At 55.1% G+C, this 18,473-nt stretch carries 14 protein-coding genes and 3 tRNA genes; 12 read left to right on the top strand and 5 right to left on the bottom strand.

Annotated features, from left to right (window positions below):
• Positions 1-175 precede the first annotated feature (175 nt).
• Positions 176-646 (bottom strand): transcriptional regulator ArgR, encoded by a 471-nt coding sequence (gene argR / locus PAT9B_RS17985; RefSeq protein WP_013510710.1) that lies wholly within the window; start codon positions 644-646, stop codon positions 176-178.
• A gap of 428 nt (positions 647-1,074) precedes the next feature.
• Between argR and mdh the strand changes: the two genes are divergently transcribed.
• Positions 1,075-2,010 (top strand): malate dehydrogenase, encoded by a 936-nt coding sequence (mdh, locus tag PAT9B_RS17980; RefSeq protein ID WP_013510709.1) that lies wholly within the window; start codon positions 1,075-1,077, stop codon positions 2,008-2,010.
• Between the two features lie 35 nt (positions 2,011-2,045).
• Here the strand turns inward: mdh and mscM are convergent, their stop codons facing one another.
• The 3 genes from mscM to rsgA all read right to left on the bottom strand — a co-directional run bounded on the left by mscM (position 2,046) and on the right by rsgA (position 7,492).
• Positions 2,046-5,381 (bottom strand): miniconductance mechanosensitive channel MscM, encoded by a 3,336-nt coding sequence (gene mscM, locus PAT9B_RS17975; protein ID WP_013510708.1) that lies wholly within the window; start codon positions 5,379-5,381, stop codon positions 2,046-2,048.
• A 14-nt stretch (positions 5,382-5,395) separates the two neighbouring features.
• Complete coding sequence (asd, locus tag PAT9B_RS17970) at positions 5,396-6,292, bottom strand: archaetidylserine decarboxylase (RefSeq protein WP_013510707.1); 897 nt, start codon at positions 6,290-6,292, stop codon at positions 5,396-5,398.
• Between the two features lie 150 nt (positions 6,293-6,442).
• Positions 6,443-7,492 carry a small ribosomal subunit biogenesis GTPase RsgA gene (rsgA, locus tag PAT9B_RS17965; RefSeq protein WP_041525860.1) on the bottom strand — a complete coding sequence of 350 codons (1,050 nt, stop codon included), beginning with the start codon at positions 7,490-7,492 and terminating at the stop codon, positions 6,443-6,445.
• 102 nt (positions 7,493-7,594) lie between these two features.
• Here rsgA and orn point away from each other — a divergent pair, with 102 nt between their 5' ends.
• The 4 genes from orn to PAT9B_RS17945 all read left to right on the top strand — a co-directional run bounded on the left by orn (position 7,595) and on the right by PAT9B_RS17945 (position 8,584).
• Positions 7,595-8,143 (top strand): oligoribonuclease, encoded by a 549-nt coding sequence (gene orn / locus PAT9B_RS17960; RefSeq protein WP_013510705.1) that lies wholly within the window; start codon positions 7,595-7,597, stop codon positions 8,141-8,143.
• Between the two features lie 162 nt (positions 8,144-8,305).
• Positions 8,306-8,381 (top strand) — tRNA-Gly (locus PAT9B_RS17955).
• 26 nt (positions 8,382-8,407) lie between these two features.
• A tRNA-Gly gene (locus PAT9B_RS17950) sits at positions 8,408-8,483 on the top strand.
• A gap of 25 nt (positions 8,484-8,508) precedes the next feature.
• Positions 8,509-8,584: transfer RNA gene (locus PAT9B_RS17945), tRNA-Gly, on the top strand.
• A gap of 425 nt (positions 8,585-9,009) precedes the next feature.
• Here the strand turns inward: PAT9B_RS17945 and queG are convergent.
• Positions 9,010-10,149: a tRNA epoxyqueuosine(34) reductase QueG gene (gene queG / locus PAT9B_RS17940; RefSeq protein WP_013510704.1), complete on the bottom strand. Its 1,140-nt coding sequence runs from the start codon at positions 10,147-10,149 to the stop codon at positions 9,010-9,012.
• On the opposite strand from queG, the gene nnr reads away from it, so the two are divergent.
• From nnr to hflX, 7 genes are all read left to right on the top strand, one after another.
• Entirely contained in the window at positions 10,148-11,665 is a 1,518-nt protein-coding gene (nnr, locus tag PAT9B_RS17935) for a bifunctional ADP-dependent NAD(P)H-hydrate dehydratase/NAD(P)H-hydrate epimerase (RefSeq protein ID WP_013510703.1), read from the top strand. The genes queG and nnr overlap by 2 nt on opposite strands.
• A 3-nt stretch (positions 11,666-11,668) precedes the next feature.
• The gene (gene tsaE, locus PAT9B_RS17930) at positions 11,669-12,145 is read left to right on the top strand and encodes a tRNA (adenosine(37)-N6)-threonylcarbamoyltransferase complex ATPase subunit type 1 TsaE (protein ID WP_013510702.1); all 477 of its coding nucleotides are present in this window, start codon (positions 11,669-11,671) and stop codon (positions 12,143-12,145) included.
• Positions 12,142-13,791 (top strand): N-acetylmuramoyl-L-alanine amidase AmiB, encoded by a 1,650-nt coding sequence (gene amiB, locus PAT9B_RS17925; RefSeq protein ID WP_013510701.1) that lies wholly within the window; start codon positions 12,142-12,144, stop codon positions 13,789-13,791. The genes tsaE and amiB overlap by 4 nt, the downstream gene beginning before the upstream one ends.
• A gap of 43 nt (positions 13,792-13,834) precedes the next feature.
• Positions 13,835-15,676: a DNA mismatch repair endonuclease MutL gene (gene mutL / locus PAT9B_RS17920; protein ID WP_013510700.1), complete on the top strand. Its 1,842-nt coding sequence runs from the start codon at positions 13,835-13,837 to the stop codon at positions 15,674-15,676.
• On the top strand, positions 15,669-16,619 hold the full coding sequence (gene miaA / locus PAT9B_RS17915) for a tRNA (adenosine(37)-N6)-dimethylallyltransferase MiaA (RefSeq protein ID WP_013510699.1): 951 nt from the start codon (positions 15,669-15,671) through the stop codon (positions 16,617-16,619). Before mutL ends, miaA begins: the two co-directional genes overlap by 8 nt.
• Positions 16,620-16,721: 102 nt before the next feature.
• Positions 16,722-17,033: an RNA chaperone Hfq gene (hfq, locus tag PAT9B_RS17910; RefSeq protein ID WP_013510698.1), complete on the top strand. Its 312-nt coding sequence runs from the start codon at positions 16,722-16,724 to the stop codon at positions 17,031-17,033.
• Positions 17,034-17,113: 80 nt separating this feature from the next.
• Positions 17,114-18,394 carry a ribosome rescue GTPase HflX gene (gene hflX, locus PAT9B_RS17905; RefSeq protein ID WP_013510697.1) on the top strand — a complete coding sequence of 427 codons (1,281 nt, stop codon included), beginning with the start codon at positions 17,114-17,116 and terminating at the stop codon, positions 18,392-18,394.
• Positions 18,395-18,473: the final 79 nt, after the last annotated feature.

Genomic DNA, 18,473 nt, shown 5'->3' with positions numbered 1-18,473 from the left:
ATAGCGCGAAAGGTTAAGCAGGATAAAAGGTCCTACCAATTGTTACAGAGCGTGAGAACCACGAGGAATATGCTTAATACATTGTTTCTGGTGGATTTTAGCTTAAGCGAGGCGACGAGAAGAGAAGATGTGCGAGTTGTTACCGGCAGGTAATCTGCCGGTAGCAAGCAGGGTTTTATAGCTCTTGTTCGAATAACATCAGCACAGCGTCATGCAGCTGCTTAACGGTGAACGCGCGCGCGGGGGTAATAAAGATGGTGTCATCACCTGCGATCGTGCCGAGGATACCTTCGGCTTTGCCCAGTGAATCCAGCAGGCGGGCGATGAGCTGTGCGGCACCCGGGCTGGTATGAATCACCACCAGAGCATCGTTGTAGTCGATATCCAGCACCAGATTCTTCAGCGGGCTGGTGGTGGTCGGCACACCCAGCTCAGCTGGCAGGCAGTAAACCATCTCCATTTTCGCATTGCGCGTGCGTACCGCACCAAACTTGGTAAGCATACGAGAAACTTTTGACTGATTGATGTTCTCGAAGCCGTCTTCCTGTAACGCCTGCACAATTTCGCCCTGAGAGCTGAATTTCTCTTCTTTCAGGAGGGCTTTGAACGCCTTAACCAGGTCGTCTTGCTTAGATGGGTTTCGCATAGGTTACCAATAAAAAGAGGGATGCGTAGGGCAATAGGCCCATGCAGATAAATTATTATGCATTTAAATGAATTTTTATGCAATAAACAGGTGAGTATTTCGCCAGGGATGTTTGCGAGGGCGGCGATCATAACAGAGATTTACCGCTACGCCAAAATCGCGGTATGGCGCGCAAAAGCGAAGGTTGCAATGTTGTTATATTATTGAAGTGGTAACAACAAAATGATTGATCATTGCCGACCCTGTCTTCTGGCTGCGACCTATGATCATTCAGGCGACTTCTGAAGTGTGGATGTCTCGGGAGCCGTATTGCGGCGTCAGTGTTAGTAGCGCGACGGGTATTGTCGCTATCGCCTGAGAAGTTGATTAAACTCGTAACCCGATGGAAATCCGGCAGATCTCTGCCCCACCTTAATAAGGAGTCCAGGATGAAAGTTGCCGTTCTCGGTGCCGCTGGTGGTATTGGCCAGGCGCTAGCACTGTTGCTCAAGACCCAATTACCCGCAGGTTCAGCCCTTTCGCTATATGACATCGCCCCGGTTACACCGGGTGTGGCTGTGGATCTCAGCCACATTCCTACTGCCGTAAAAGTTGAGGGTTTTAGTGGTGAAGATGCCACGCCCGCGCTGAAGGGAGCCGATGTGGTGCTGATTTCCGCCGGAGTGGCACGTAAACCCGGCATGGACCGCGCCGATCTCTTTAACGTTAACGCCGGTATTGTGCGTAACCTGATTGAGCAGGTGGCAAGTACTGCGCCCAAGGCCCTGATTGGCGTGATCACCAACCCGGTTAACACCACGGTGGCGATTGCGGCGGAAGTGCTGAAGAAAGCCGGGGTGTATGACAAAAATCGCCTGTTTGGGGTCACCACGCTGGATATTATTCGCGGCAACACCTTTGTTGCGGCGTTAAAAGGTAAGCAACCGGGCGAGATTGAGGTGCCGGTAGTCGGGGGGCATTCTGGCGTCACCATTCTGCCGCTGTTGTCGCAGGTTAAAGGCGTGAGTTTCAGTGAGCAGGAAGTTGTGGATCTCACCAAACGTATCCAAAACGCGGGTACTGAAGTGGTAGAAGCAAAAGCCGGTGGCGGCTCAGCAACGTTGTCGATGGGGCAGGCCGCGGCCCGCTTCGGTCTGTCGCTGGTACGCGCCTTACAGGGCGATGCTAACGTGGTGGAATGTGCTTATGTGGAGGGCGATGGTGAATACGCACGCTTCTTCTCACAGCCTCTGCTGCTGGGGAAAACCGGGATCATCGAACGCCGTCCTATCGGGACGCTTAGCCCCTTTGAGCAGCAGGCGTTAACCGGCATGCTGGACACGCTGAAAAAAGATATCGCCCAGGGCGAAGAGTTTGTGAAATAAACCGACCAGGTGCGCATCCACTGCGCACCTCATTTTTATAACCCACCCGACTTATAATTACGTGCCGCAGGTGCGCCATTGCTGGCCGGGCTTTTCTTGCCCACGGTTTCCATACGTACCTGGAAGGGCGGGAAAGGCATTTCGATGCCGTGCTCGGCGAAGCCATGCAAAATCAGCTGATGCAGTTCATGACGCAGCGGCATGCGGTGTCCCATCTCGGCAGCATACACACGCAGTTCAAACAGCTGGATACCTTGTTGCAGATCGACGAGGAACACATCCGGGGCGGGCATATCCAGTACATAAGTACAACGCTCAGCCGCTTGTTTCAGGATCAGGGTGACTTCATCGCTATTGACCCCAGCCGGTGCCGGAATGGTCAATACCACACGCGTTACCGAATCAGACAGCGACCAGTTAACAAATTGCTCGGTAATAAAGGCCTTATTCGGCACGATAATCTCTTTGCGATCCCAGTCGGTAATGGTGGTCGCGCGGGTGTTGATGCGGGTGATACTGCCGGTGAGATCGCGGATGGTAACGGTATCGCCGATACGAATCGGTTTTTCAAACAGGATAATCAGGCCGGAAATAAAGTTGGCAAAAATCTCCTGTAAGCCAAAGCCTAAACCGACACCGAGTGCGGCGACCAGCCATTGCAGCTTCGCCCATTCAATGCCAATCATTGAGAAGCCAATCAGTCCGCCAATCAGCATCAGGATATATTTGGTCAGCGTGGTGATGGCATAACCGGTGCCAGGCGTCAGACTCAGGTGCTGCAACAGCGCCAGCTCGAGGAGCGCAGGCATGTTCCGCACCAGTTGGGTGGTAATAATCAATACCAGAACGGCGATCAGAATCGATCCGAGGGTAATCGGCTGAATGCTCTCCACCCCCTGTACCGTGGTACTGACATCCCACAGACGAATATTTTCGAGGAAACCAAACGCCGAGTGTATCTCTGACCACAGCACAATCACTGACACCAGGGCGATCAGCGTCAGTATCGAACGTACCAGCCGCAATGACTGGGCGCTGATAGCGTCAAGATCGATGACCGGTTCATCTGCTTCCACCCCTTCGTTGCTGCCGGCGGCTTGTTCTTTGTCTTCTTCACTGCGCGCGCGGTTGGCCAGCATATCGGCACGGCGCTGACGGGCGCGATCAAAGGCAATACGCCGACGTTGGATTAGCATCCAGCGCCGAACAATATGGTAAATCACCAGCAGGAAGAACCAGATCCCGACCGAGGTTTCCAGACGCGCCAGCAACGCCTGCGCTGTTGCCAGATAGCCGATGCAGGATGCGAACGCCGCGACCAGGGGAATGGCGATCATCAGGTTCCACAGAATACGGTTGATAAAATTATCACCGTTGCCTTCTTTATCCAGATACAGCGGAATACCGGCGCGTTTCAGGCTGACCGTCACGATGCTCAGTGCCCCGCAAATCAGGATGAAACACAACCTGCCGAGCGTTGATGAGAACTCACGGTCTTCCAGGTTAGCGAAAGCGATGAGCAGCATGATCAGCGGTACAATCAGGCCAACGGTCAGCGAGTAATAACGCATTGCACGCGCCACGCGTGCCTGGGGCCAACGGAAGTGCACCACAAACAGGCCATTCGGACGGGCAAAGGAGGCGCTGATCATAAACGCCCACAGCAGCGGCAGCGTGGCGGTAATACCATCGCCAATCGCCACGGCAATCGGGTAGGGCCAGGCTTCCTGCAAACCGTAGCCGAGGGCGGCCCATAACACCGGAATCGGTACAGCCACCAGAATCGACCAGAACACCGTGCGCAGCGTCAGACCGAAGTGATCCTGTGTCACCTTGCCGACCTTGCTGGCAGCCCGGGCGAGAAACGCATGGTAGTGACGGCGTGAACTGATGCTGAAGCCAACCAGCAACACGGCACCCAAAATCGGTAACACTGTTTCTTTACTGGTAAACATCATCGCCAGGGCTTTGCCCAACTGACCCAGTGTGTCGAGCGACAGCAGACGCGCCAGCGCCTGTGCGGTATCCATCGGGAAACTCAGGTCAACCGTACTGACATCAGCGGTCCAGAACAGATAACGATGGGTGGCATCGCGCACTTCCGTAAGTGCATCCTGCAACTGGGTGTTGGAAACTTTAAGTTTGGTAATTTCCAGAATCAGCGTATCGCAGCCGGAAATTAATGAGTTGAGCAGCTCGCGCTGGGTTTTCAACTGGGCTTCCAGAATGCGGCTCTGTTCACTGGTGAACGGCGTGCCATCATCCTGTTTCTCTTTGCGCAATTCCTGCTGACGCTCAAGTAAATCCTCATAACGCAGCCGTTGGACGCGCAGCTGAGCCATTTCGTTATCAATCTGCTGCGATTTAGGCATATCAGGCAAACGAGCCACTTGGGCGCGTAGCGCTTCACCCAGCAGATTCGATGCACCGAGCCACTGCGATTGCTCGCGCAGGGTGCTCAGCGCCTGACGGACCTGTAAAGTTTGATTGGTGGCCAGGCGTTGCTGTGAAGCGACCAAATCCATGCGTTGTGCTTGCTGGTTAAGGTCAGCAGACAATTCACGGTTGACGCGGAATTGTTCGCTAATGGCGCTGGGCAGATCGCCGCTGTTTTCCGCCAGTTGCTCGGTACGTTCCAGAGCTTGTTCAGCTTCACGCTGGCGCTGATTATTCAGTTGATTGCGCAGCGCTTGCAGATAATTGTCCAGTTGCGTGGCCTGGCGCTGATGCACCTCGGCACGCATCCGTGCCAATTCCTGGCGGTTATTGGCGGACAGCTGCGCCAGTTCCAGTTCATCAACGCGCGCTTTGTTGGCGGCGTTTTCCGCCTGACGTGCGTAAATCTGCGCCTGTTCCTGGGGCGTAGTAGCGGTTGACGCGCCCTGTACCCGACGATCGCTCTCCGTCATGGCCCGGCGCGCTTCGGTTTGTTGCTGCGGTAACTGTGACAGCGAATCGCTGATCTCACGCGCCCGATCTTGTTCCTGCTGTGCCTGACGCCCCTCTTCCAGCAGCTGACTGCTGACCTGCAAAATTTCCTGATCCAGCTCGGTGCTGCTCATATTATTGCGCACCGTTTTGCTGCTATCACTGGTCATGCTGGCGAGTTGCTGGCGTAGCTCGCGCGCCAGACGTGGGAAGTCGTCAATCACCTGCTGATACTGCTTTGCCCGTTCCAGCGAATCATCACGTTCAGCGAGGAAATTCAGTGCCGTTTCCAGCGTCTGGATTTGCTCAGTTTGGGCAGGGGAGCTTTTCGCAGATTTGACGGCGTCCAGCTCCTGTTTCAGGTCACTGGCTTGTGGCACGGTGGCCGCGAAAACAGGGCTGCTGAGCCACAGGCTCAGCAGCAGGATCAGAAAGGCACGCACAGGGAGTTGTCCTGTTAGTCGGCGAGTGGGGTGGCTGCACCCTGCTGCGGCAGAGCAATGGCCAGTGGCTGGCCGAGACGGGTTTTGCTCTCCGCTTCCAGGCTTTCAGCCAGTTTGACGCGCTTAGGTGCAAACAGGTTGATCACGGTGGAACCCAGCTTGAAGCGTCCCATTTCCTGGCCCTTCAGCAGCACCACAGCGCCATCATGATCGGCTGCCGGATAGCGCCAGCGCTTAATCACCCCTTCACGCGGCGGGGTGATGGTTCCGGCCCAAACGGTTTCGATACTACCAACAATAGTCGCACCGACCAGAATCTGCACCATCGGACCATGATCGGTATCGAACACACAAATCACGCGCTCGTTACGCGCAAACAGGTTGGGGATGTTGCGCGCGGTCAGCGGATTGACGGAGTAGAGATCGCCCGGCACGTAGATCATTTCGCGCAGGATACCGTTACACGGCATATGCACCCGGTGATAATCACGCGGCGCGAGGTAGGTGGTGACAAACTCACCGTCCTGGAACTGCTCCGCCAACGTATCATCGCCTGCCAGCAAAGCCTGCAAGCTGTAGTAGTGGCCTTTGGCCTGAAAGATCTGATCCCCTTCAATACGACCTAACTGACTGATAGCACCATCGGCAGGCAGAGCCAGCAGGGTGGCATCGGGGTCGATCGGGCGCGCGCCCTCTTTTAACGGACGGACGAAGAAGTCATTAAAGGTGCGATAGCTGGCGGTGTCTGGTTTGCTGGCTTCCGCCATGTCCACTTTGTAGTACCAGACAAAAATATCGATGACCGCTTTGGTCAGCCAGCCACCACGACGACTGGCACCCCAACCGGCAAGTTCGGTCAGTCCTTTCTTAGGCAGAATATGATTCAGGCCGAGCTTAAAACGATCAAACACCTTAGCCTCCTGGCTTTATTACACATCGTTTATACAAAAGGGGGCGGATTGTAGCAGCGCCCCGGTCAGTTGGCGAATGTGCCGTTATATACCTGTCATACTTCGAGTTACCGCGCGTTGACTGCGCTCGAAAGATGTTGGGTATACCCGTTAATCTTCGCTGGCGGAAAAGTTTTTACGCGTTTTTACCTGCGCCATGCTTTCCAGAATTCGGTGGTAGTTATCGAAGCGGGATACGTCGATGGTGCCGTTGTCTACCGCTTCACGAATGGCGCAGCCGGGATCGTTGCCGTGTTTACAGTCGCGAAACTTACAATCACCCAGAAACTCACGGAATTCGACAAATCCACGGGTGATTTGTTCCGGCTCCAGATGCCACAAACCAAATTCGCGTACCCCCGGGGAATCAATCACATCGCCACCATGCGGGAAATGGTACAGGCGTGCCGCGGTGGTGGTGTGCTGGCCGAGTCCGGAGACATCCGACACATCGTTAGTCAGGATCTCATCACCTGCAACATCGAGGCCCAGCAGGGCATTCAGCAGGCTGGATTTGCCGACACCGGACTGTCCGGCAAAAATGCTGATGCGCCCGGTCAAGGCGGCTTCCAGTTCGTCGAGGCCATTTTTGGCGCGGCTGGACACCATCAGCACGCGGTAACCAATGTGACGGTAAATCTCCATCTGTTCGTCAACAAAGGCGCGTGCGTCGTCATCCAGCAGATCGGTTTTGTTCAACACCAGCAGCGGCTCGATCCCCAGGGTTTCACTGGCGACCAGATAACGATCGATAATATTGAGTGACAACTCGGGCAGGATCGCCGACACGATAATGATCTGATCGATATTGGCGGCGATCGGTTTCACGCCGTCGTAGAAGTCGGGGCGCGTCAAGACGCTGGTGCGATCGTATACCGCCTCGACGATCCCTTTGCCGCCGTTCTCATTGGCTGCGCGCCACACAACGCGATCGCCGGTCACCAGCGAGCGAATGGTGCGGCGGATATTGCAGCGATGCACCTCGCCGCTGCTGTCTTCAACGTCTGCGTGCATGCCGAAGCGGCTGATCACCACGCCATCGGTAGGCTCCCCAAACAGGCTATCATCCGGTTCCGGTTTCTCGTTCCGTTGCTTCAGACGACGCTCGTGGTTGGCGCTTACGCGACGTTGTTGACCCTTCGACAGTTTATTTTTGCTCACGCATCCTCTCATGCTTTCGCCAGGCTTCGCCCCGCTGGGCAAAACGTCTATGATACACCTTAATTTAGTGTAATGACGACTTTGGCAACGGGCGGAAAATGCATGACAGCTGGAAATGAAAACAATCTGATTTGGATCGACCTCGAAATGACCGGGCTGGATCCAGAGCGCGATCGCATCATTGAGATCGCCACGCTGGTGACGGATGCCAATCTGAATATCCTGGCGGAAGGGCCGGTGATGGCGGTGCATCAATCTGATGCGCAGCTGGCGCTGATGGATGACTGGAATGTGCGTACCCATACCAATAGCGGTCTGGTGGATCGTGTGAAGGCCAGTCAGTTTGACGATCACGCCGCTGAACTGGCGACCATCGAATTTCTCAAACAGTGGGTGCCTGCCAATACCTCGCCGATTTGTGGCAACAGCATCGGCCAGGATCGTCGCTTTCTGTTCAAATACATGCCGGAGCTGGAAGCCTATTTCCACTACCGTTACCTTGATGTCAGCACGCTGAAAGAACTGGCACGTCGCTGGAAGCCCGATATCCTGCCAGGCTTCAAAAAGAGCGGCAGCCACCAGGCGCTGGATGATATCCGCGAGTCAGTCGCGGAACTGGCATACTATCGCGAGCATTTTTTGCAGCTTTAATCGCCGCCGGGTGCGCAGGAAAACAGCAGGTTGCTGAATTAATCGGCAAACGCGCGCAAAGCGCAAAATTTTGCTTTCAGGCTCTTGCGATGGAAAGGATTTCTCGTATAATGCGCACCCCGTACCGATGAAGAATTTCGGTGCGGTCAGAACCAAGATGATGCGGGAATAGCTCAGTTGGTAGAGCACGACCTTGCCAAGGTCGGGGTCGCGAGTTCGAGTCTCGTTTCCCGCTCCAAAATTTGGTTCAGCAGTACCTCCTATGCGGGAATAGCTCAGTTGGTAGAGCACGACCTTGCCAAGGTCGGGGTCGCGAGTTCGAGTCTCGTTTCCCGCTCCAAAATTTGTATAGCAGTACCTCCTACGCGGGAATAGCTCAGTTGGTAGAGCACGACCTTGCCAAGGTCGGGGTCGCGAGTTCGAGTCTCGTTTCCCGCTCCAGATTTTTATATTCATTTAAGTTATTTGTCTTCGGTCACGAGCAAAACTAAAACTGTGGCAGCCAGACCGTTTTCTGGAACGTTTGCGCCATGCTGCAAAGTCAAAAATTGATGAACTGACGACAGTTGCTGCCATGATCGGCCAGCAGGTTATCCACAATCTGCCCGGCGCATTCAGACGGCGCTTTACCCTATATGCAAAACCGTTTTGAACAGAGTTATCCACAGGCTCTGGACGACTGCATAGCGCTGAAATTATGTATAAATGTTTACGATAAATCAGTAATTTATTGATTTATATGCCTATTTTCATGTTTCAGACTGTTGTTAAACTTATTAGACGATATAACGGGGCATACCGCTAATCGGCCTGATAATTTTATTCACAGCATGTGGAAAAGGATTTTATCCTGCAAATTTGTTCAATCACGCATCACGTGATAAACCTTTTTCGATGGCGCGTACCAGACGCAATTTCTGTGCCGGTTGAACCTCAACCTTGAGGGCGGCGCGTTTCTCACGCTGTTGTGCCAACGCCCATTCAATATGCTCATCCAGCAATGGATGCTCTCCGCAACGCTGTTGCAGCACGGCGATATTTTCTTCTGACCAGGGGGCATTGCCCAGCGCCACCGCCACATTACGTAACCAACGCAGATGCCCAATACGGCGAATGGCGGATCCTTCCGTAACGCGCAAAAATTTTGCCTCATCCCACATAAACAGTGTCGTGAGCGGTGGAGCATGCAGCACGGCACGCGGTGAAAAATCGTCTTCATCCGTCAACTGACCGTAACGGTTCCACGGACAAATCAGCTGACAATCGTCACAACCATAGATACGGTTGCCAATCAGCGGGCGAAACTCTTCCGGAATGGCACCTTCCAACTCAATGGTCAGGTATGAGATGCAGCGTCGCGCATCGACGGTATAAGGCTCGACGATGGCGGAGGTGGGGCAGATGGTCATACAGGCCACGCAGCGGCCACACTGTTCCTCCTGAGGGGTATCGACCGGCAACGGCAAGTCGATCAGCAGTTCGCCGAGGAAAAACCACGAACCCGCTTCACGGTTGAGAATCAGTGAATGTTTACCGGTCCAGCCCAGACCCGCTTTGGCTGCCAGTGGGCGCTCCAGCAGCGGGGCGGAATCAACAAACGGGCGAAAATTCAGTTCGCCGCAGTGCGTCTGAATCATTTCCCCGAGCTTTTTCAGTCGATTGCGTAATACTTTGTGATAATCGCGGCCCAGCGCATAACGGCTGACATAGCCAAGCTGTGGGTTTTTAAGCGTACTGGCAAAGGCCGCTTTAGCAGGCAGGTAGTTCATGCGAACGCTGATCACCCGCAGCGTACCGGGCAGTAACTCATGCGGACGCGCACGCATCATGCCATGTCGCGCCATCCATTCCATCTCGCCGTGGTATTGTTTCTCCAGCCACGCCTGGAGCCTGGGCTCTTCAACACGCAGGTCTGTATCGCAAATACCGACTTGCTGGAAGCCAAGTTCGCGCCCCCAGAGTTTAATCTGTTGAGCAAGCTGATGAAGATCGAGAGGGTATGACATGAGAAACCAGGAATTGAACGCTAACACGGGCAGTTTATCACACTCTGTCTGGCCCGCGCAGGCTATCGGACAACTGGAGCGTGATGCCGCCGACAGCCTGGGGCTGACCCTGTATGAACTGATGCAGCGCGCCGGGCAGGCCAGTTATGAACTGGCGCGTCGCCTGTGGCCTGAAGCCAGCCACTGGTTGATTCTTTGTGGGCATGGCAATAACGGCGGGGACGGTTATGTGGTGGCGCGCCTGGCGCAAGCGGCAGGTATCACGGTCACGCTGCTGGCCTGTGAAGGGAATAAACCTCTGCCGGGCGAAGCGCAGCAAGCGCGCGATGCCTGGTTGGCATCAGGTGGCGTAATTCATGCCGCGGATGCCGCCTGGCCCGAGCCGGTTGAGGTGATCATTGACGCCCTGCTGGGCACCGGGCTGAACCGTGCGCCCGCGGCACCTTATGATGTTCTGATTACGCTTGCCAATGCCCATGCTGCACCGGTGCTGGCGATTGATATGCCGTCAGGGTTGGTGGCTGCCGATGGCACTGCGCCAGGGGCGGTGATGCTGGCGAGGCATACCTTAAGCATGATTGTCTTGAAGCCCGGACAACTCACCGGCAAAGCGCGTGATTATGTCGGGCAGTTGCATGTGGATGAACTGGGGCTGTCGGCTTTTCTGACAGGCAACCCGGCCCCGATGCAGCGTGTTGACGAGCAGGATCTCGCTGGCTGGCTGACGCCGCGTAAAGCCACCTCGCATAAAGGCGATCATGGCCGCTTGCTGGTGGTCGGCGGAGATCGGGGCACCGCAGGCGCGATTCGCATGACGGCAGAAGCTGCGTTGCGGGCGGGAGCAGGGCTTGTGCGCGTGCTGACGCATGAAGATAATATCGCCCCAATACTCACCGCGCGACCGGAACTGATGGTGGATGCGTTGGTCGAAGAACGGCTACAGCACGCGCTGGAATGGGCGGATGTGATTGCCATTGGCCCTGGTTTAGGTCAGCGCGATTGGGGTAAACAGGCGCTGAAAACCGTCGCCGCCTGTGAAAAGCCGATGCTTTGGGATGCGGATGCGCTTAACCTGCTGGCAATCAATGCGGATTACCGTCAGAATCGCATCATTACGCCGCATCCCGGCGAAGCCGCGCGTCTGCTGGGCGTCAAGACCAGCGAAATTGAGAGTGACCGCATCCATGCCGCCCAGGCGCTGGTAAAGCGCTACGGAGGCGTGGTGGTGCTAAAAGGCGCGGGCACGGTAATAGCCGATACCGGCGGAAGGCTGGCGATTGCCGATGTGGGTAATGCCGGTATGGCCTCTGGCGGTATGGGTGATGTATTAAGCGGCATTATTGCCGCGCTGATGGGCCAAAAACTGGCCCTGTTTGATGCGGCCTGTGCAGGCTGTGTGGCGCATGGCGCAGCAGCCGATGCCGTAGCCCGCCAGCGCGGTACACGCGGAATGCTGGCCACTGATTTGTTCGAGCTGCTGTGGCAGTTTGTTAATCCTGAGATGATCCAACAATAAAGAATGAAGACCTGTGTTATTCCTTTGCCCGATGAAGCGGCAACCCTTGACCTTGGCGCACAACTGGCCCGCGAGTGCCACAGCGCGCTGGTCATTTATTTGTATGGCGATCTGGGCGCGGGTAAGACCACGTTCAGTCGTGGTTTTTTGCAGGCGCTGGGCCATCAGGGCAATGTGAAAAGCCCTACTTATACGCTGGTCGAACCCTACACGCTGGCAAGTCGCACGCTTTATCACTTCGACCTGTATCGCCTGGCCGATCCGGAAGAGCTGGAGTTTATGGGGATCCGCGACTATTTCAGCGGTGACGCCATTTGCCTGGTTGAATGGCCACAGCAGGGCGCGGGTGTGTTGCCCGAGCCGGACCTGGCGCTGACGTTGCGCTACGTTGATAACGCGCGTGAAGCCGAACTCCAGGCCATTTCAGCGCAGGGTGAAACTCTGCTGCAACACCTCCAGTCGCGCAGGGATCAGGCATGATGTCACGGATGAAAATCGCGTTGGTGGCGCTGCTCTGTCTGTTCTCAGGCTCGACACTGGCCGCTACCTTAGCGGACATAAAAGTCGATAACGGCGATAGCCAGGCAACCGTCACGCTGAGCTTTAATGGTCAGCCGGTGTATGGTTTCTTCCCACTACACAATCCCGACCGCGTGGTGTTGGATATCCGCCAGAGCGGCAATATCCAGGGACTGCCACTGACCTTCAGCGGCGAAAATATCGTCAAGCGCATCCGCAACAGCAAAGCGCAGGATAAGCAGAGTATTCGTCTGGTGTTTGAATTGACCCAGGCGGCGCGCACGCGTGCGACGACGCAGCGCGACGGTAATCAGTATCGTGTGGTGTTCACCATTCGCGGTACGCAAACCGCGAAACGTAATGCCGCACCGGTCAGCTCGGTGCGCGAAACATCAAGCAGCAGCCAGGGGAATCCGTTTAACGCGAACCCGGTGACGACGGTCAGCAGCAGCAATACCACCATCCGCCCCGGTGGCGCGGTGAGCCGCAATGAACAGGTGATTGTCGCGATTGATGCCGGTCACGGTGGTCAGGACCCGGGGGCAACCGGGCAGCGCGGGTTGCATGAGAAAAACGTCACTATCGCCATCGCACGCAAACTGAAAGCGTTGATGGATCAGGACCCGATGTTCAAACCGGTGCTGACCCGTACCGGTGATTATTTTATCTCGGTGATGGGCCGTTCTGACGTCGCACGTAAAGAGAACGCTAACCTGTTGGTTTCGATCCACGCGGATGCGGCACCCAGCCACTCGGCAACCGGTGCATCGGTGTGGGTGTTATCCAACCGTCGCGCCAACAGTGAGATGGCCAACTGGCTGGAGCAGAAAGAGAAACAATCGGAACTGTTGGGCGGTGCGGGCGATCTGCTGGCGAATACCCAGGCCGATCCGTACCTGAGCCAGGCCGTGTTGGATCTGCAATTCGGCCATTCGCAACGCGTCGGTTATGACGTGGCGGTGAAAGTGTTGCAGCAGCTGCGTGGCATCACGCCGTTGCATAAACGCTTACCTGAGCATGCCAGTCTCGGCGTATTGCGTTCACCGGATATCCCTTCTTTATTGGTCGAAACCGGCTTTATCAGTAACCTGACAGAGGAGCGGCTGCTGGGCAGTAGCGCTTATCAGGAGAAGATTGCGCAGTCGATATATAAAGGGCTGCGTAACTACTTCCTGGCGCATCCGTTGCAATCGATGCCAAAGGAAGAAAACCGACCGCTGGATAACGCACCAGCGGTAAGCGTCGCCAGCAATCCGGCGACCGGCACGGTGCAATATACCGGCGCAACGCAACGCCATACCGTGACGCGTGGTGAAACCTTGTCAGGTATTGCCGCCAAATACGGGGTTAGCATGGCGACGCTGCGTGACATGAACAGCCTGAAACGTGATGTTGTTTGGGTGGGGCAGCGCCTGAAAGTCCCGGCGAAATCGACCGTGACCGCAAGTGCTTCCCGTGGTCCGGTACGTCATAAAGTGGTACGCGGCGACTCGCTGACAGCGATTGCCGCCCATTATGGTGTCAGTCCCAATGCCATCATGCAGGCGAATAATATGAAGTCATCTAACGTGATGCTGGGGCAAACCCTGAAAATCCCGCAATCCTGATTGCTGGCCCCGGGTGGGCCAGCCAGCTACAAGGATCATCAGCATGCCTATACAAATTTTACCGCCGCAGCTGGCAAACCAAATTGCCGCAGGCGAAGTGGTGGAGCGTCCGGCATCGGTGGTGAAAGAGCTGGTGGAAAACAGTCTCGATGCCGGTGCGACACGTATTGATGTGGATATCGAGAAGGGTGGCGCGAAGTTAATCCGCATTCGTGATAACGGCTGTGGTATTGCTAAAGACGAACTGGCGATGGCGCTGGCGCGACATGCAACCAGCAAAATTGCCTCGCTGGACGATCTTGAAGCCATTGTCAGTCTGGGTTTTCGTGGCGAAGCGCTCGCCAGTATCAGTTCGGTTTCCCGCCTGACGCTCACCTCCCGTACTGAAGCACAAACCGAAGCCTGGCAAGCCTACGCGGAAGGGCGTGACATGGCGGTGACGGTAAAACCGGCGGCGCATCCGGTTGGTACTACGCTGGAAGTGCTCGATCTGTTTTACAACACCCCGGCTCGACGCAAGTTTATGCGCACGGAAAAAACGGAGTTTACCCATATTGATGAAGTGATCCGGCGTATTGCGCTGGCGCGCTTTGATGTGGCGATTTCGCTCAGTCATAACGGCAAGCTGATGCGCCAGTATCGTGGCGTGAGCCAGGATGCACAGCGCGAGCGCCGACTGGGGGCGATTTGCGGCACCACCTTTATGCAGCATGCGCTGAGGATTGACTGGCAGCATGATGATTTAGCGCTGCGTGGCTGGGTGGCCGACCCGGCTGGCTCACGTCAGGTGACGGATCTGCAATATTGCTACGTCAATGGCCGCATGATGCGCGATAAGTTGATCAACCATGCGATTCGCCAGGCTTATCAAACGCAATTGGGTGACGAGCAGCAACCGGCTTACGTGCTCTATCTGGAAATTGATCCGCACCAGGTGGATGTTAATGTCCATCCGGCCAAGCACGAAGTGCGTTTTCACCAGTCACGTCTGGTCCATGATTTTATCTGGCAAGGGGTGATGAGCGCGTTGCAGGCCAGCCGTGCTGCCGAATTGCCTCTTGCCCATGCAGAAGAACCCGCGCCACAGTGGCAGCCGGAGAATCGGCAGGCGGCGGGGAGCAACCATTTTTCCCAACCGGCGACCACGCTACGTCGTTCCGGTGTGTCAGGTGGTGGCTGGCAGCCACAAGAGCCGACCTACAGTGCACGTGAAGGCGCGGCGTATCAGAAACTGATGCAAACGCCGGTCAGTGCCCCGGCCCCGGTCAAAACGCCCGCGGATCCGGCACCGGTGCGTAAGCCTGAAAGTGCCACGCCGCTGGCGGCGCATGCGCAGAGTTTTGGGCGGGTACTGAGCGTGATACGTCAATGTTACGCCTTGCTGGAACGGGGTGACACGCTGCAATTGCTCTCTTTACCGGTGGCGGCGCGCTGGCTAAAACAGGCCCAGTTACAACCAGGGGAAGAGGGGCTGAAACCTCAACCGTTGCTGATCCCTGTCAGGCTGAAAGTTGCAGCAGAAGAGATGGCGGTAATCGGTCGACAATCAGCGTTGTTAACCGCAATGGGCATTGATTTACAACGGGAAGGCCAGCATGTGACGCTCCGCGCCGTGCCTTTACCGTTACGAACACAAAATTTACAAATCTTGATTCCAGAACTGTTAGGCTATCTCGCCCGGCAGCAAGAGGTTTCTGCATTCGCGCTGGCCCAGTGGCTGGCTCGTCGTGACGATGCAGAGGCCGCACACTGGAATCACTCGCAGGCGATTGCGTTGCTGACGGAGCTGGAACGGCTATGCCCGCAACTGTTAAAGTCACCGCCATCTGGTCTGTTACAGGCCGTTGAGATTGAGAGTGCGATTAACGCGTTGAAGCATGAGTGAACAGAACCAGGCTAGCCGGCCTAAGGCAATTTTTTTGATGGGCCCGACAGCCTCCGGTAAGACGGCGCTGGCAATTTCATTGCGTCAGCATCTTCCGGTGGAACTTATTAGCGTTGACTCTGCCTTAATCTATCGCGGGATGGATATTGGCACGGCGAAGCCGTCCGAAGAGGAGTTAGCGCAGGCACCCCATCGTTTGCTGGACATTCGCGACCCGGCGGAGGCGTATTCCGCTGCCGAGTTTCGTCGTGATGCGTTGGCAGAAATGGCGGAAATCACCCAAAGGGGTAAGATTCCGTTGCTTGTTGGTGGAACCATGCTCTACTTCAAGGCGTTGCTTGAAGGATTGTCGCCGCTGCCCTCGGCCGATCCGGACGTGCGTCAGCGGATAGAGCAAATGGCGGCGGAGAAAGGTTGGGACGCCTTGCACCGCCAGCTGTGTGAAATCGATCCGGTCGCCGGTGGTCGTATTCATCCGAATGATCCGCAGAGACTTTCGCGAGCACTGGAAGTTTTTTTTATTTCGGGTAAAACTTTAACGGAACTGACAAAAACATCCGGTGAAGCGTTACCCTACGACGTGTATCAGTTCGCAATCGCTCCGGCGAACCGCGAAGTGCTACATCAACGCATTGCGTTGCGTTACAACCAGATGCTGGCGTCAGGATTTGAAGCGGAGGCTCGCGCTCTGTTTGCACGAGGTGATTTGCATACGGATATGCCTTCCATTCGCTGTGTTGGTTATCGTCAAATGTGGTCTTACCTCACTGGCGAAATCGATTACAACGAAATGGTTTATCGGGGAATTTGCGCAACCCGGCAGCTCGCGAAACGCCAGATGACTTGGTTACGTGGCTGGCCTGACGTGCACTGGTTAGACAGTGACGAGCCAGATTTAGCGCGTAATGCGGTGCTTCAGGTTGTTAGTGCGAAGCAGGGATGATTGTGTACAATTGATCCGTTATCGTGCGCAAATTTTTTACGCAGTTTTTCTGAACCACGGTTCAAAAAGTAACAAACAACAAGCATATAAGGAAAAGATAGAATGGCTAAGGGGCAATCATTACAAGACCCGTTTTTGAACGCACTGCGTCGTGAACGTGTACCGGTTTCGATCTATTTGGTGAATGGTATTAAGCTGCAAGGGCAGATTGAATCCTTCGATCAGTTCGTTATTCTGTTAAAAAACACGGTTAGCCAGATGGTGTACAAGCACGCCATCTCTACAGTGGTTCCTTCACGTCCGGTATCGCACCATAGCAACAATGCGACGGGCGGAAGCAGCAATTACCACCACGGCGGAAGCAACCAGGCCGCTCAGTCGCAGCCACAACAAGACGGCGATAACGCAGAATAATTTTTGTGTTGCCGTGAAGCCAGGGCTGGAGAGCGAGACCGTTTTCCCGTCCTGGTTATTTATTTTAGCGAGGTTATAGCTTGTTTGACCGTTATGATGCCGGTGAGCAGGCCGTACTGGTACACATCTGGTTCTCCCAAGACAAAGAGCTGGAAGATTTGCAGGAGTTTGAAACTCTTGTCTCTTCTGCGGGCGTCGAAGCGCTGCAGGTAATTACTGGCAGTCGTAAAGCGCCACATCCCAAATATTTTGTCGGTGAAGGAAAGGCAGTTGAAATTGCCGATGCGGTGAAAGCGAGTGGAGCATCGGTCGTTTTATTCGATCATGCCTTATCCCCTGCTCAGGAACGAAACCTTGAGCGGCTGTGCGAATGTCGCGTTGTCGATCGCACCGGCTTAATTCTTGATATTTTTGCTCAGCGCGCCCGCACCCATGAGGGTAAATTGCAGGTCGAGCTGGCACAGCTACGCCATCTGGCAACACGCCTGGTTCGTGGCTGGACGCACCTGGAGCGTCAGAAAGGCGGTATCGGTTTGCGTGGTCCGGGTGAAACCCAGCTGGAAACGGACCGTCGTTTGCTGCGTAACCGTATCAGCCTGATCCTTTCCCGTCTTGAGCGCGTGGAAAAACAGCGTGAACAGGGACGCCAGGCGCGCGCCAAAGCGGATGTGCCAACCGTATCGCTGGTGGGCTACACCAACGCCGGTAAATCCACCCTGTTTAACGCCATCACGTCTGCGGATGTTTATGCTGCGGATCAGCTGTTTGCAACGCTGGACCCTACCTTACGCCGTCTTAATGTGGCGGATGTGGGCGAAGTGGTGTTGGCCGACACGGTAGGTTTTATTCGTCACCTGCCTCACGATTTGGTGGCTGCATTTAAGGCAACATTGCAGGAAACACGTCAGGCTACCTTACTGATGCATGTGATTGATGCCGCTGATTTACGCGTCAATGACAACATCGAGGCGGTTAACGAAGTGTTGGCAGAGATTGAAGCCGATGAAATTCCAACCCTGCTGATCATGAACAAGATCGATATGTTGGACGGTTTTGTGCCACGTATTGATCGTGATGAAGAGAATAAACCGATTCGTGTCTGGCTGTCGGCGCAGACCGGGGTCGGTCTGCCATTATTGTGGCAGGCACTTTCAGAACGTCTGGCCGGTGAAATCGCGCAGTATGATCTGCGTTTGCCACCAGAAGCCGGGCGTCTGCGCAGTCGCTTCTACCAGCTACAGGCGATTGAGAAAGAATGGAATGAAGATGATGGCAGTGTAGGTTTACATGTACGAATGCCGATTGTGGACTGGCGTCGTCTGTGTAAACAAGAGCCGTCGCTAGCCAGTTATATTGTTTGACCGTTGCCCAACTCATTTACCGTAAAAGCCAGATCATCGGCTGCCAGGTAAAACGTAAATACAATAAATGGAGTAGAGA

The sequence above is a fragment of the Pantoea sp. At-9b genome (assembly GCF_000175935.2).
Taxonomy (GTDB): Bacteria; Pseudomonadota; Gammaproteobacteria; order Enterobacterales; family Enterobacteriaceae; genus Pantoea.
The sequence above is the reverse complement of the archived record's forward strand: the minus strand, read 5'-3'. Positions and strand labels throughout refer to the sequence as shown.